Source organism: Alistipes provencensis (assembly GCF_900083545.1).
Classification (GTDB): Bacteria; Bacteroidota; Bacteroidia; order Bacteroidales; family Rikenellaceae; genus Alistipes; species Alistipes provencensis.
Window position 1 is genome coordinate 1,861,515 of the sequence record NZ_LT559262.1, and the last position, 13,880, is coordinate 1,875,394.

A 13,880-nucleotide genomic window follows, 5' to 3' on the forward strand; every position below is an offset into this window, starting at 1 on the left:
ATTTGTTCTACCAACAAAAATAAGGAAAAATTTGTTACCTTTGGAATCGGAAACGCCGAAAATATGGAGAGACAGAACATGAACAAGGAAAAATACACGTTACAAGAGGTTACGACACCCGCCGCGGAGCGCGAGTGGCTCGATCTTCCCAAGAAAATCTATAAGGGCAACCGCAACTGGGTCTGCCCGCTGGACATGGATGTCCTCGAGGTCTTCAACCCGGCGAAGAACGAACTTTTCGCCGACGGCGAGGCCATCCGCTGGGTGGTCCGCGACCGGCAGGGCGTTGTCGTGGGACGCATCGCGGCGTTCTACAACCGCGAGAAGGCCGCCCTCGAGGAGCAGCCCACGGGCGGCTGCGGATTCTTCGAGGCCATCGACGACCAGCAGGTCGCCGACATGCTGTTCGAAGCCTCGCGCATGTGGCTCGCCAGCCGCGGCATGGAGGCCATGGACGGCCCGATCAACTTCGGGCAGCGGCGCGACTGGTGGGGGCTGCTGGTCGAAGGCTACGAATTCCAACCCCTGTACAAGAACCCCTACAACCCGCCCTATTACAAGGAACTGTTCGAGAATTACGGCTTCAAGAACTATTTCAACCAGCACAGCTTCATCTGGCGGGTGAACGATTCGGAGGCCAACAAGCAGATTTTCGCCCGTGCCGAGCGGCTCTACACCGTGCCGGGCTACCGGGTCGAGAACATCGACATGAACAATCTGGAGGATGCCGCCGAGAGTTTCCGCGTCATCTACAACAAGGCGTGGGCCCTCTTCTCGGGCGTGAAGCCGATGACGCAGGAGGAGGCGCTGGAGATGGTTCACGAGATGAAACCGATCATCGACCCCAACATCATCTTCTTCGCCTATTTCAACGACGAGCCCATCGGGTTCTTCATCACCGTCCCCGACCTGAACCGTCTGATCGGCAAGTTCAACGGCAAATTCGGCCTGCGGCAGAAGCTGCGCCTAATGTGGGACCTCAAGGTGCGCAAGTCGTGCGACCGCATCTTCGCCATCATCTTCGGCATCACGCCGGAGTTCCACGGCAAGGGGGTCGAGTCGGCCATCATGGTCAAATACTGGCAGTTCCTCGAGCGGACGAAGAATCCCTACAAGTCGATGGAGCTGGCGTGGATCGGCGACTTCAACCCCGTGATGAACCGCATGATCGAGACCTACGTCTGCGCCACGCGCCACAAGGTGCACACCACCTACCGCTACCTGTTCGACCGCACGAAGGAGTTCCACCGCTGTCCGCGTCTGGGCGTGAAGCGCCGTTACGAATAAGAAACCGCAAATAAAGATATGAAATCCACCGTATTCACCAAGTACCACATCGCCGCGGGTGCCAAGATGGCCGAATTCGCGGGATACAACATGCCCATCGAATTTACGGGCATCAACGACGAACACATGGCCGTCCGCAACGGCGCCGGCGTCTTCGACGTCAGCCACATGGGCGAAATCTGGGTCAAGGGCCCCAAGGCGCTCGGGCTGTTGCAACGCATCACGACCAACGACGTTGCGAAACTCGTCGACGGCAAGGTGCAGTATACCTGCATGCCCAACGGCCGCGGGGGCATCGTCGACGACATCCTCGTTTACCGGGTCGATGCCGAGACCTACATGCTCTGTGTCAACGCCGCCAATATCGACAAGGACTGGGCACACATCTGCGCCGAGGGCAAGGCTTTCGGCATGGAGGCCGGTCACGGCAAGGAGCTCTACAACGCTTCGGACGAAATCTGCCAGTTGGCCGTGCAGGGACCTTTGGCCATGAAGATCGTGCAGAAGATGTGCGCGGAGCCGGTCGAGGAGATGGAGTACTATACCTTTAAGAAGATGCCGGTCGCCGGGTGCGATGCCATCCTCTCGATCACGGGTTACACCGGTTCGGGCGGCTGTGAGATTTACGTCGCCAACGAGGACGGGGACAAACTCTGGAAGGCCCTCTGGGAAGTCGGCGAGGAGTTCGGGCTGAAGAACATCGGCCTTGGAGCCCGGGATACGCTGCGTCTGGAGAAGGGTTTCTGCCTCTACGGCAACGACATCGACGATACCACCTCGCCGATCGAAGCCGGACTGGGCTGGATCACCAAGTTCGTCGAGGGCAAGGAGTTCATCGACCGCGCCGTGATGGAAAAGCAGAAAGCCGAGGGCGTTGCGCACAAACTCGTGGGGCTGAAGATGACCGAACGCGGCATTCCGCGCCACGGTTATCCGATCGCGTCGCCCGAAGGCGCCGGGATCGGGCATGTCACCTCGGGTACGATGTCGCCCTGCCTGAAGGTCGGCGTGGCGCTGGGCTATGTCGAGGCCGCCTATGCCAAACCGGGCACGGAAATCGCTGTCGTCATCCGCGAGAAACCCGTGAAGGCCGAGGTGGTGAAGATTCCGTTCGTTTAATGTTTAACAGATAGATACTTTATTTCCTATGAAAGCGAAATATCTCGGGCTGGAACTCGCAAGCCCCGTCGTGGTCAGCAGTTCCCCCTATACGGCAAACATGCACAACGTCGAACAGTGCGTCCGCAACGGCGCCGGCGCCGTGGTGCTGAAATCGATCTTCGAGGAGCAGATTTACCGTCAGGCCGCCTCGCTGGACAAAATGGAGGGTTACGGCGATGCGGGCGAGTACCTCGAACGCTATCTGGGCGACGCCTACAAGGCCGAGCTGCTGACGCTCGTCTCCGATGCCGCCAAGACGGGCATTCCCGTCATCGGGAGCATCAACTGCATCGGTACGGGCGATGCGTGGATCGAGTATGCCTCGGCCATGCAGGCCGCTGGGGCTTCGGCGTTGGAGCTGAACATTTTCCTGCTTCCGACGGACCGGCAGGCTTCGGCGCAGGAGATCGAACAGCACTATGCCGATATCGTGCGCAAGGTCGCCGCCGGGGTGACGATCCCCGTGTCGGTGAAACTCCCGATGCGACTGACCAACGTACTCTCGGTCGGCGACGCCCTGCTGGGCCGCGGCGCCCGGGGACTGGTGCTCTACAACCGCTTCTTCGAACCCGACATCGACATCGAGAAGATGTGCTTCGTGAACGGCGACCCGTTCAGCGAACCGACCGAACTGCGCAACGTGCTGCGCAGCGCTGCGCTGTGCGCCCACGCGCTGCCGCAGTTGGATGTAGCCGTCTCGACGGGTGTGCACGACGGAGCCGCCGCCGTTAAGGCCCTGCTCGCAGGCGCCGCCGTGGTGCAGGTCTGCACGGCCATCCACCGCCACGGTTACGAGGTGATCGGCGAAATCAACCGCTTCATCGACGAGTGGGCCGCCCGTCAGGGCTTCGACTCGCTCGACGAGTTTTCCGGCCGCATGGACTACGGCTCCTCGGAGGGCGAGTTCTACCAGCGGGTGCAGTACATGAAATATTTCCCCCACGGCGAGGAGTAACCGCCGCCGGATATGAAAACCCCCGGATGCTTGCCGAAGCATCCGGGGGTTCTGTTATTTCGCGGTGGTCTCCGCATCGAACGTTTCGTTGAAGAGCCTCCGCAACTGCTGCGGGTCGCGGATGATCGCCCGCAGTTCCCCGAGCCGCCGGGCGTTGTCCGACTCGGCGATCCAGAGCCGCAGGTAACCCCCTTCGGCGTATTTCTTTTGCAGGTGGTCCAGACAGCGTGCATAATGCCCTTCGCGGTCGAGCGCGGGGTAGTTCGCCAGCCCGTACTGCACCGTGCGGCGGATGATCGTCGCGGGGTCGATCACCCGGTCGGCTTCGGCCACGATGCGGCCGTAGATCGTGCGGGGCGCATGGTCCGACGAGGCGCGGTGGTCCTCCACGGCTTCGCGCATCACCCCGAGCTGCTCTGCGGTGAACCGGCGGCGCATCTCGGCATCTTCCGTCAGGATGCGCCCGGCGTCGATGTGATGCCGCTCGCGTCCGTTCACCAGCCCCGTGTCGTGGTAGGCGGCGATGGCGTAGACCATGTCTGTGTCCACGTCGTAGTGGGCGGCCAGCGCGAGACTCTGCGCAATGACCGTGCGGACGTGGTCCGTGCCGTGGGCGCGGTCGAAATGTTCGTAGCGGGGGATGATCTCGGCCTCGACATAGGCCACGAGCGATGGATCGGGTTGTTTCATGCGGCGAAGATACATAAAAATTTTATGTATCTTTGGCTTCGCCTTAGATACTCCCGCTCGGCAATGTCCAAATAAATTTGACATTGCCCTCGCTTATCCGTATCTTTGCCCCCGGTTAAAGTTCAGGTTATGAAAACAGCGGCGGAACTCAAGGAAATAGCGCAGTTCATCGCCGAGTATGCCACCCGGCTGATGGGGTCGGGCGTCCACACTTCACGCGTGGTGCGCAACTCCAAACGGCTGGGCGAAGCGCTCGGGGTGCGGGTGATCGTGTCGGCGTTCCAGAAGGTCGTGACCTTTTCGGTCTGCGACGACGAGAGCGGCGAGATATACAGCGAGGTGGCCGACATTCCGCCCCTGCCGATCAGCTTCGAACTCAACGCCGAGCTGAGCGCCCTGAGCTGGGAGGCCTACGACCGCCGGATGCCGCTTCCGGAAATCCGGACCCGCTATGCGGAGATCATCGCCCGGCCGCGCCTCGACCCGATCTTCACGCTCATCCTCGTCGGCCTTGCCAACGCTTCGTTCTGCCGGCTGTTCGGCGGCGACTGGTTCGCCGTGAGCATCGTCTTCACGGCCACGCTGCTGGGCTTTTTCCTCCGCCAGCGCATGCAGGCCCGCGGATTCAACCACTATGTGATCTTCATCGCCTCGTCGTTCGCAGCCTCGATGTACGCTTCGGTGGCGCTGATGTTCGACACCACGTCGGAGGTGGCCCTCGCCACGAGCGTCCTCTACCTCATTCCCGGCGTGCCGCTCATCAACGGCGTGATCGACATTGTCGAGGGGCACGTGCTCAACGGCATCGCCCGTCTCACTTCGGCCCTGATGCTGATCGTCTGCATCGCCATCGGGCTGTCATGCACGCTGATGATCGTTAAAAACGGATTGCTATGATGCTGCTCGAAATTCTCTCCGACGGATTTTTCGCCGCCGTTGCGGCCATCGGTTTCGGGGCTGTTTCCGATCCCCCGATGCGGGCCTTCCCGGTCATCGCCCTGCTGGCCGCCGTGGGCCACGCCCTGCGTTTCGTGCTGATGCAGAGCGGGATGGATATTGCCACGGCGTCGCTCTGCGCCTCGGTCGTGATCGGTGTCGGCAGCCTGCTGCTGGGCGGCCGCATCCGCTGCCCGATGACCGTACTGTTCATTCCGGCGCTGCTGCCGATGATCCCGGGCATGTATGCCTACAAGACGGTCTTCGCCATGATTATGTTCATGCAGCACTTGGGCGACTCGGTGACCAGCGCCCAGTATTTGCAGGAGATTCTGCGCAACGGATTCGTGACTTTCTGCGTGATTTTCATGCTGGCGGCGGGTGCTGCGGCTCCGATTTTTCTGTTTAACAAGCGCGCCCATTCGCTGACGCGCAACAAAAAATACATTTCCGAATGATGGACATTTTCTGGCGGACGATCGCCGGCTATAACGCCGCGACATGGCCCCTGCAGGCATTGCTGGTCGTTGCGGGCATCGTGCTCACGACGCTGTTGTACCGTCGGCCTTCGCCGCGCGTGAAGGTGGCGATGAAGGTCTACCTGACGCTGCTCAACGGCTGGATCGCCGCGGCCTATTACCTCTGGGCCTGTGCCGAGCGTCCTTACAGCGGTGTGATGGCGCTGTTCTGGGGCATAATGGCTGCCGTGTGGATTTACGATATCGTGGTGAATTACACCACCTTCGAGCGGACGCGCAAACACGACCGCATCGCGTTCGTTTTCTACCTCATGCCGTTTATCTACCCGCTCTTCTCGTTGCTGCGGGGGCTGGAGTTCCCGATGGTCACCTCGCCCGTCATGCCCTGCTCGGTGGCGGTCTTCACCATCGGGCTGATGCTCTCCTTTTCCAAACGGGTGAACCTTTTCGTGATCCTTTTCCTCTGCCACTGGGCGCTGGTGGGTTTCTCGAAGGTCTATTTCTTCGGCATTCCCGAGGACCTGCTGCTGGTCAGCGCTTCGGTCCCGGCGTTGTACCTCTTTTTCAAGGAGTATATCGACCTCAATTTCCACCGCGACACCAAGCCCGACCTGCGGGTGATGAATTTCCTGCTGGCGGCGATGTGTGCCGCCCTCGGGGTCTTTTTCTCCGTGACCATCTGGCAGCAGTTTATCGGATAATCGGTGCGGTTGCATAAAAATCCCTCCCGAATCGTTCCGGGAGGGATTTTTTGTCTGTCTGCCGGACGCCGGATGGCGACCCGGGTCACAGTGGTTATTTTGCATAGGACACGGCGCGGGTTTCGCGGATAACGGTGATCTTCACCTGACCCGGTAAAAAAAGTCCCTCCTTATCAAAGGAGGGATTTAGGGAGGTTTGTCTGTTTGCCGGATGGCGTGCCCGGGTCACAGAGGTTATTTTGCGTAGGACACGGCGCGGGTTTCGCGGATGACGGTAATCTTCACCTGACCCGGTAAAAAAAGTCCCTCCTTATCAAAGGAGGGATTTAGGGAGGTTTGTCTGTTTGCCGGATGGCGTGCCCGGGTCACAGAGGTTATTTTGCGTAGGACACGGCGCGGGTTTCGCGGATGACGGTGATCTTCACCTGACCCGGGTACGTCATTTCGTCCTGAATCTTCTTGGCGATATCGTGCGACAGCCCCTCCGATTCCTGATCCGAGAGCTTGTCGGCTCCGACGATCACGCGCAGTTCGCGTCCGGCCTGAATGGCGTAGGTCTTCACCACGCCGGGGTACGACAGGGCGATGTCCTCCATCTCCTTCAGACGCTTGATGTAACTCTCGACCACCTCGCGGCGAGCTCCGGGACGTGCGCCCGAAATGGCGTCGCAGACCTGAATGATCGGGGCGATGATCGAAGTCATCTCCACTTCATCGTGGTGGGCGCCGATGGCGTTGCAGACCTCGGGCTTCTCCTTGAACTTCTCGGCGAGTTTCATGCCGATGATTGCGTGCGGCAGTTCCGGTTCGTCGTCGGGCACCTTGCCGATGTCGTGCAGCAGACCTGCGCGGCGGGCGGTCTTGGGATTGAGGCCCAGCTCGGCGGCCATGATGCCTGCGAGGTTGGCCGTTTCACGGGCGTGCTGGAGCAGGTTCTGGCCGTAGGACGAACGGTATTTCATCTTGCCGATCATGCGGATCAGCTCGGGGTGCAGTCCGTGGATACCGAGGTCGATCGTGGTGCGCTTGCCGACCTCGACGATCTCCTCCTCGATCTGTTTCTGGACCTTGGCCACCACCTCCTCGATGCGGGCGGGGTGGATGCGGCCGTCGGTGACCAGTTGGTGCAGGGCCAGACGGGCGATCTCGCGGCGCACGGGGTCGAATCCCGAAAGGATAATCGCCTCGGGGGTGTCGTCGACGATGATCTCGATGCCCGTCGCGGCCTCCAGAGCGCGGATGTTGCGGCCCTCGCGGCCGATGATGCGGCCCTTGACCTCGTCGCTCTCGATGTTGAATACCGTCACGGCATTCTCGATGGCCGTCTCGGTCGCCACACGCTGGATCGACGCGACGATGATGCGTTTGGCCTCCTTCGTGGCGGTCATCTTCGCCTCTTCGATCGTTTCGTTGACGTAGGCGGCGGCTTCGGTCTTGGCCTCGGCCTTCATGTTTTCGATCAGGATGTTCTTGGCATCTTCCGAACTCATGCCCGAGATCTGTTCCAGACGGGCGTTCTGCTCGCGCTGCATCTGATCGACCTCCTCCTTCTTGTGTTCGAGGATCTGCAACTGGTTCTGCATCTGCTCCTTGAGCCGGTCGTTGTCGCGGAGTTTGTTCTCCAGTTCGCGCTGCTGGTTCTGCAGGTTCTGCTCGATCTGCTTGGCGCGCTGCTCACTCTGGGCGATCTTCTGGTTGCGTTCGTTGACCTGACGGTCGTATTCGCTCTTGAGCTGTATGAACTTCTCTTTCGCCTGAAGGATGCGCTCCTTCTTGATCATCTCTCCTTCGGCCTCGGCCTCCTTGATGGCGGCTTCGCGGCGCTTGCGGACCGACGTCTTGGTCACGAGGTTGGTGACAACCGCGTAGACCGCAACGGCGACCACTGCAGAGATGCAGGCAGTCAAAATGATGGTATACATTGACTCTTACATGTTTTTAGTTGTTATTAATTAGGGTTTTTTGTGTAGCCATAAAAAAACCGCATAGGATTCCTTATTCTTGTTTGACGAATCTGCCGATCAGTCATGTGTGGGGGCTCCGACAATCGCAATCTTCCAACGGTACGCCGTAACGTACTCCCCCGAAGGGTGGTAAGGCCTGATTTTGAAGCGCCTTGAGTTGCCCCAATTTAATAAATGTTCAGTTTCGCAAAGCTTTAAGGAATCTATGCGGGTAGATTCTTGTATGTAAAAGAACGTTTTTCGTCGAATGCATATTGTCCGCGGCAGGCTCTCTCTCACCCCTGCGGCACGTCCCGGGCGTTACTTCTTCGGGTCGTTGAGATATGCATCTATTTCCGTGCCGATTTTTTCCAACTGCCGGAGGTCTTCGTTGTCCACCTCGCGGCTCTGCCGCATGCCGACGTTCGCAATGGCGAACTTCAGCGCGGTCATCGACAGGTAGTCTTGGTCGTTCCAGTTCTTGATATTCTGTTGTTTTATCAGTGCGAGGTAGTTGTTCACCTCCCGTTCGGCCAGCCGGTACACCTCCTCTTTCCCGCTCTCGATGTTGAACGGATAGCTTTTTCCCGCTATTTTGAGGGTTATCGCCTGTTTTGCCATTTTCCGTGTTTTTGTTTCGTCCTCGTTTGCATCCTGTGGGTCGGCCCTATTCGGCCTCCGGAGCCGCCAGCGGCTGCCCCAGCAGCGCGATGCACTTGTCTACCTCCCGCATAAGACGGTTGACGCGCGCCCGCGCTTTTTCCCGGTTCCGGCTCTCTCCCGCAAGACCTTCGGTCAGTTGCATGCGCGCCAATTCGGCGTCCAGCTCCCGGACACGCTCTTCCAGCGTGCGTTTTTCCGAGCGGAGCGTGTCCCGCTGTGCCGTCAGCTCCGTGCAGAGTTCCGACAGCCGTTTGTGGTCGTCGATAAGCTGCTTTACGCGGGCTTCGAGATTCGTTATCACGCTTTTGTCGGCCATGGTCTTCGGATCAAGTTCCGGTTTACTTCTCAAAGGTAAGGAAAAAACGGCAAAAAGCCAAAAATTATTTTGTGCGGACTTCGCCGTATAGATCGTAATCCGCAGCCGAGGTGACGGTCACCTCGTAGAAATGCCCGCGCAGGAGCCGCTTCCCGGCGGCGGGTATCAGGATTTCCTGATCCACTTCGGGGGAGTCGTACTGCGTGCGGCCGACATACCAGTCGCCCTGCCGCGAGTCGATCAGGACCCGCTCGGTGCGTCCCACGCGGCGGCGGTTGTTGTCGAGCGAAATCTCGTTCTGCAGGGCCATGATGCGCTCCACGCGCTCCTGCTTCACGGCCTCCGGCACGTCGTCGCGGAGCTTTTCGGCCGAATAAGTCCCCTCCTCCTCGGAGTAGGCGAACACCCCGAGCCGCTCGAAGCGCACCTCGCGCACGAACTCCGTCAGTTCGGCGAAATCGGCCTCCGTTTCGCCCGGATAACCGACGAGCAGCGTCGTGCGCAACGCCAGATCCGGAATGGCCGTGCGCAGGCGGCAGATCAGCTCCATCGCCTCGGCCTTGGTGTGACGGCGGTGCATGGCCGAGAGCTGGGCGTCGGAGATATGCTGGAACGGAATGTCGAGGTACTTGCAGATTTTGGGCTCCGAGGCCATCACGTCGATCACCTCCTCGGGAAATCCCGTGGGGTAGGCGTAGTGGAGCCGTATCCACGCGATGCCGTCGATGCGGCACAGGCGGCGCAGCAATTCGGCCAGCATCCGCCGGCCGTAAAGGTCGATGCCGTAATAGGTCGTGTCCTGCGCAATGACCATCAGTTCCCGGACGCCCTGTGCGGCCAGTTTGCGGGCCTCCTCCTCCAGCTCCTCCATCGGGACGGAGACGTGGCCGCCGCGGATGAGCGGAATGGCGCAGTAGCCGCATTTCCAGTTGCAGCCCTCCGAGATTTTCAGGTAGGCATAGTGCTTCGGGGTGGTCAGGCGGCGTTCGGTGGCCAGCGCCGGGTCCTCCGAGGCGCCCAGTGCGCGGACGATGCCGTCCCATGTGCGGGCGCCGAAGTATTCGTCCACCTCGGGAATCTCGGCCCGCAGTTCGTCGGCATAGCGCTCCGAAAGGCACCCTACGACGAACAGGCGCGAAATTTTTCCGGCTTTCTTTGCCTCCGCAGCCCTGAGGATCATGTCGATCGACTCCTGCTTGGCATCGCCGATGAACCCGCAGGTGTTGATGACCACCACTTTGGCGTCGGTGCGGTCGCTGTCGAAAAGTACCTCGTACCCGGCGGCCGCGAGCCGCGCCATCAGGTGTTCGCTGTCGACGGTGTTCTTCGAACAGCCGAGCGTTATGACGTTAATTTTTTTCATCGCCGAACAGCGCGTTGACGAACTCCCGGCGGTCGAAGATGCGCAACTGGTCGATGCCTTCGCCGATGCCGATGTAACGGACCGGAACGTGGAACTGGTCGCTGATGCCGATCACCACGCCGCCCTTGGCCGTACCGTCGAGCTTGGTGATGGTGAGCGAGGTAACCTGCGTGGCCTGCGTGAACTGCTTCGCCTGCTCGAAGGCGTTCTGTCCCGTCGAGCCGTCGAGCACGAGCATCACCTCGTGCGGCGCCCCGGGGATCACCTTCGACATGACGTTGCGGATTTTCGTCAGCTCGTTCATCAGGTTGATTTTGTTGTGCAGACGCCCGGCGGTGTCGATCAGCACCACGTCGGCGCCGTTGGACTTGGCCGAGGTGAGCGTGTCGAAAGCCACCGATGCGGGGTCGGAACCCATCTGCTGGCGGATCATCGTCGCCCCGGCGCGGTCGGCCCACACCTGCAACTGGTCGATGGCCGCGGCGCGGAACGTGTCGGCCGCGCCGATCCAGACCTTGCGGCCCGCCTTGGTGAGCTGCGCGGCCAGTTTGCCGATGGTGGTGGTCTTGCCGGCGCCGTTGACGCCCACGACCATCACCACATAGGGCTGGCCCTCGGTGGCGTCGAGCCCGAAGTGCTCCGACGAACCGTGCGCATCCTCCATCAGGGCGGTGATCTCCTCGCGCAGAATTGACTGCAGCTCCGAAGCGCCCATGTACTTGTCCTTCGCCACGCGCTCCTCGATGCGGCGGATGATCTTCACGGTGGTCTCCACGCCCACGTCCGACGAAATGAGCACCTCCTCGAGATCGTCCAGCACGTCGGCGTCCACCGTCGAGCGGCCCGCCACGGCGCGCGCCAGTTTCGAGAAGAGTCCCGTCTTGGTCTTTTCCAGCCCGGCGCTGAGCTCCTCCTGCTGTTTGCGCGCCTGCTCCTCGGAGGGCGGCGTATCCTGTTTCTTTTTGAAAATATCGAAAAATGCCATGTCTTTGGGATTAATCCTTCGCAAAGGTACGAATAAGCGAGGGCAAAAGCAAGTTCGCTTGCATTTTGCCGAGCGGGAGTATCTTCGGCGCAGCCAAAGGTACGAAAAAGAATGGACGGTGCCAAAACCGAATCGCGCCCGGTCCTGCAAAACCTCCCGATCCTAAAAGGGTCGTCTTACGACCCCAAAGGTACGAAAAAGAATGGACGGTGCCAAAACCGAATCGCCATGCGGCCCTGCAAAACTTTCCGACAAATAAAAAGTGCCGTTACGACACCGAAGATAACAAGAATGTTTGGAAAAAAACGTTATATTTGTACGACTATCTATTTAACCCTATTTTTTGTACAAATGAGAAACGTAGTTTTGTGGGTGGCGTGTTCGTTGTTGGGAGCATGCTCGGCGGATAATAAGGAGACATCCGTGATTCCCGATTTTATTCATGGGGTCTATTCGGTGGAAAGCCTGTTGAGTGAGGCTGAATTGTCGAATCCGAATTACGGGGCTTTTGAGTTTATCTACCTGATGGCGGCTCCCGAATGGTCGAAGATCGATTTCGATCTGCCGCAGGAACGTATCAACGCCTATGCCGATAGCTTTGATTACCGAATGGCGCCGGGGAATATGCCGTTGGTACCGCAGATGATCGAGAAGGCGCATGCCGAGGAGGCCAATGTATTGCTTTGCTTCGGAGGACAGAAGGAGTTCCGGACGTTCTTGGAAAAACCCGAGCGGCTCGCTAAGTTTACGAAATATATCGTACGGCTGATTGATCGGAACGATTATGACGGCGTGGACATTGATTGGGAAATCTCGATTGATAAGGAACTGCATGCAGGGATGATGCAGGATTTGCGCGATCAACTGGATTCGCTCGGGCGAAAGAATCGACGGACCTATTATGTGACCACGGCGCTCAGTATCGACCATGTGTACGATCAGGCTTTGGCTGACAGGCTGATCGGAGCGGTCGACTGGATCAATATCATGTCCTACGACATGTGCGACGGTATTTGGGGTACTACTCCGTCACACCATACCTCGATGGAGAGTCTGCGTTCGAAACTCGAGAACTGGAAACTTTTCGACCGGAGCAAACTTTGTCTCGGATTGGCCAACTACGGTTTTTATTACAAAGGGCTCGAACCGGGACAGAAAGCCGACGCTCCGTTGAGTGAATACGGACGTTACATTACCTACAAGGAGTTTATCCCTTGGATGAGCGAAGGCTGGGTGGAAGAGTATGACCCTGCGGCGGAGGTTTCCTATTATTTCTCTCCCGATCGAGAGGAGTTCGTAACGATGGACAGCCCGTCGTCCATTTTGAATAAGATCGAATGGATTCAGGCGAACGGTTTTCGGGGTGCCTTCTGGTGGGAATTCCATCATGACTATTTGGCTCCGGACGAGGCGAATCCCCAAGGAAGCCATTACCTGATCGATCTTGTGACGGATTATCTGAAGAGGTGATAATGCAAGGTTTTAATTATAAAAAGAGAAGTAAGAGATGATGAAAGGGGTATTTTTGTTATTTGCGGCGTTATGCGGTGTCCTGACCGCCGCCGCGCAGGACCTGATCGTAAAGACCGACGCCACGAAGATCGAGGCCAAGGTGATCGAAATCACGACCGAAACGGTGCGCTACAAGCGTTTCTCGAACCCCGACGGCCCGACCTATGTGCTGCCTGTCAAGGAGATTCACTATATCCAGTACGCCAACGGCGAAAAGGAGTATTACACCAAGACCATCCCCGCGACGCCGCTGACCCCGGCCACTCCGGTCGAACCGGCACCTGCTCCGGCTGCCGAGCCTGCGCCGCAGGCATCCGCCGGACGCTATGTGCTCAAACAATACGAGATCGGCGAACTGTATGACCAGAATGGTATCCGGGGCGTGATCTGCCAGCTTTCGGACGACGGTATGCACGGACTGGTGGTGTCGCTCGACGAGATTTACCTCCACTGGAGCGAGTTCCGCAAACCCGACCTGCGCGTGGTGGGGGCCGACAGCCGGACCGACGGTGCGGAGAACATGGCGAAAGTGGCGCAGTACATCGCCGCCAACAACCTTTCGTGGGACGATTTCCCGGCGTTCAAGTGGTGCCGGGACAAGGGCGAAGGGTGGTACCTGCCCGCCATCGACGAGATGCTGACCATCGGCCACAACTACAACGGTGGGACGCGCGTGCAGAACAACCGTCAGGCGCGCAACAAGTTCAACGACGCCCTCAAGGATGCGGGCGGCAAGCGCATGGACCGGCTGGTCTACTATTTCTCCTCGACCGAGATGGACGAGAAGAGCGCTTATACGACCCACATGGGCATTGAGCCTCCCTATGTGATCGAGATTCCGAAATACAACAAGTTCCTCGTGCGCGCCGTGCATAAGTTCTGACGCCGG

Annotated in this window: 14 protein-coding genes; 8 read left to right on the forward strand and 6 right to left on the reverse strand. The window is 59.0% G+C overall.

The features are described from left to right. Window positions 1-78: 78 nt before the first annotated feature. From BN5935_RS07270 to BN5935_RS07280, 3 genes are read left to right on the forward strand one after another with little or no spacing between them, the layout of a single operon-like run. Window positions 79-1,287, forward strand: coding sequence for a hypothetical protein (locus BN5935_RS07270; protein ID WP_064976875.1), 1,209 nt, complete (start codon window positions 79-81; stop codon window positions 1,285-1,287). A gap of 18 nt (window positions 1,288-1,305) precedes the next feature. Continuing rightward, window positions 1,306-2,406 carry a glycine cleavage system aminomethyltransferase GcvT gene (gene gcvT / locus BN5935_RS07275; protein ID WP_064975524.1) on the forward strand — a complete coding sequence of 367 codons (1,101 nt, stop codon included), beginning with the start codon at window positions 1,306-1,308 and terminating at the stop codon, window positions 2,404-2,406. A gap of 28 nt (window positions 2,407-2,434) precedes the next feature. Further along, window positions 2,435-3,403 (forward strand): dihydroorotate dehydrogenase-like protein, encoded by a 969-nt coding sequence (locus BN5935_RS07280; RefSeq protein WP_064975525.1) that lies wholly within the window; start codon window positions 2,435-2,437, stop codon window positions 3,401-3,403. Between the two features lie 54 nt (window positions 3,404-3,457). Here the strand turns inward: BN5935_RS07280 and BN5935_RS07285 are convergent, their stop codons facing one another. Beyond that, window positions 3,458-4,093, reverse strand: a complete 636-nt coding sequence (locus BN5935_RS07285; RefSeq protein WP_064976876.1) for an HD domain-containing protein — start codon at window positions 4,091-4,093, stop codon at window positions 3,458-3,460. 129 nt (window positions 4,094-4,222) lie between these two features. On the opposite strand from BN5935_RS07285, the gene BN5935_RS07290 reads away from it, so the two are divergent. From BN5935_RS07290 to BN5935_RS07300, 3 genes are read left to right on the forward strand one after another with little or no spacing between them, the layout of a single operon-like run. Next, a complete protein-coding gene (locus BN5935_RS07290; protein ID WP_064975526.1) occupies window positions 4,223-4,990 on the forward strand; it encodes a threonine/serine exporter family protein in 768 nt (255 codons plus the stop codon). Next, window positions 4,987-5,487 carry a threonine/serine exporter family protein gene (locus tag BN5935_RS07295; RefSeq protein WP_064975527.1) on the forward strand — a complete coding sequence of 167 codons (501 nt, stop codon included), beginning with the start codon at window positions 4,987-4,989 and terminating at the stop codon, window positions 5,485-5,487. Before BN5935_RS07290 ends, BN5935_RS07295 begins: the two co-directional genes overlap by 4 nt. Next, window positions 5,487-6,209 (forward strand): DUF6064 family protein, encoded by a 723-nt coding sequence (locus BN5935_RS07300; protein ID WP_064976877.1) that lies wholly within the window; start codon window positions 5,487-5,489, stop codon window positions 6,207-6,209. Before BN5935_RS07295 ends, BN5935_RS07300 begins: the two co-directional genes overlap by 1 nt. A gap of 374 nt (window positions 6,210-6,583) precedes the next feature. Here the strand turns inward: BN5935_RS07300 and rny are convergent, their stop codons facing one another. The 5 genes from rny to ftsY form a co-directional block, all read right to left on the reverse strand. Continuing rightward, window positions 6,584-8,131, reverse strand: coding sequence for a ribonuclease Y (rny, locus tag BN5935_RS07305; RefSeq protein ID WP_064975528.1), 1,548 nt, complete (start codon window positions 8,129-8,131; stop codon window positions 6,584-6,586). Between the two features lie 342 nt (window positions 8,132-8,473). Then, the gene (locus tag BN5935_RS07310; protein WP_064975529.1) at window positions 8,474-8,773 is read right to left on the reverse strand and encodes a cell division protein ZapA; all 300 of its coding nucleotides are present in this window, start codon (window positions 8,771-8,773) and stop codon (window positions 8,474-8,476) included. A 46-nt stretch (window positions 8,774-8,819) separates the two neighbouring features. After that, window positions 8,820-9,131 (reverse strand): hypothetical protein, encoded by a 312-nt coding sequence (locus BN5935_RS07315; protein WP_064975530.1) that lies wholly within the window; start codon window positions 9,129-9,131, stop codon window positions 8,820-8,822. A gap of 64 nt (window positions 9,132-9,195) precedes the next feature. Beyond that, a complete protein-coding gene (rimO, locus tag BN5935_RS07320) occupies window positions 9,196-10,494 on the reverse strand; it encodes a 30S ribosomal protein S12 methylthiotransferase RimO (protein WP_064975531.1) in 1,299 nt (432 codons plus the stop codon). Beyond that, window positions 10,481-11,479, reverse strand: coding sequence for a signal recognition particle-docking protein FtsY (gene ftsY, locus BN5935_RS07325; protein WP_064975532.1), 999 nt, complete (start codon window positions 11,477-11,479; stop codon window positions 10,481-10,483). The genes rimO and ftsY overlap by 14 nt, the downstream gene beginning before the upstream one ends. A 351-nt stretch (window positions 11,480-11,830) precedes the next feature. On the opposite strand from ftsY, the gene BN5935_RS07330 reads away from it, so the two are divergent. Both BN5935_RS07330 and BN5935_RS07335 read left to right on the forward strand, forming a co-directional pair. Beyond that, the gene (locus BN5935_RS07330; RefSeq protein ID WP_162272062.1) at window positions 11,831-12,949 is read left to right on the forward strand and encodes a glycosyl hydrolase family 18 protein; all 1,119 of its coding nucleotides are present in this window, start codon (window positions 11,831-11,833) and stop codon (window positions 12,947-12,949) included. A 40-nt stretch (window positions 12,950-12,989) separates the two neighbouring features. Then, window positions 12,990-13,874, forward strand: coding sequence for a hypothetical protein (locus BN5935_RS07335; protein WP_235821041.1), 885 nt, complete (start codon window positions 12,990-12,992; stop codon window positions 13,872-13,874). Window positions 13,875-13,880 lie beyond the last annotated feature (6 nt).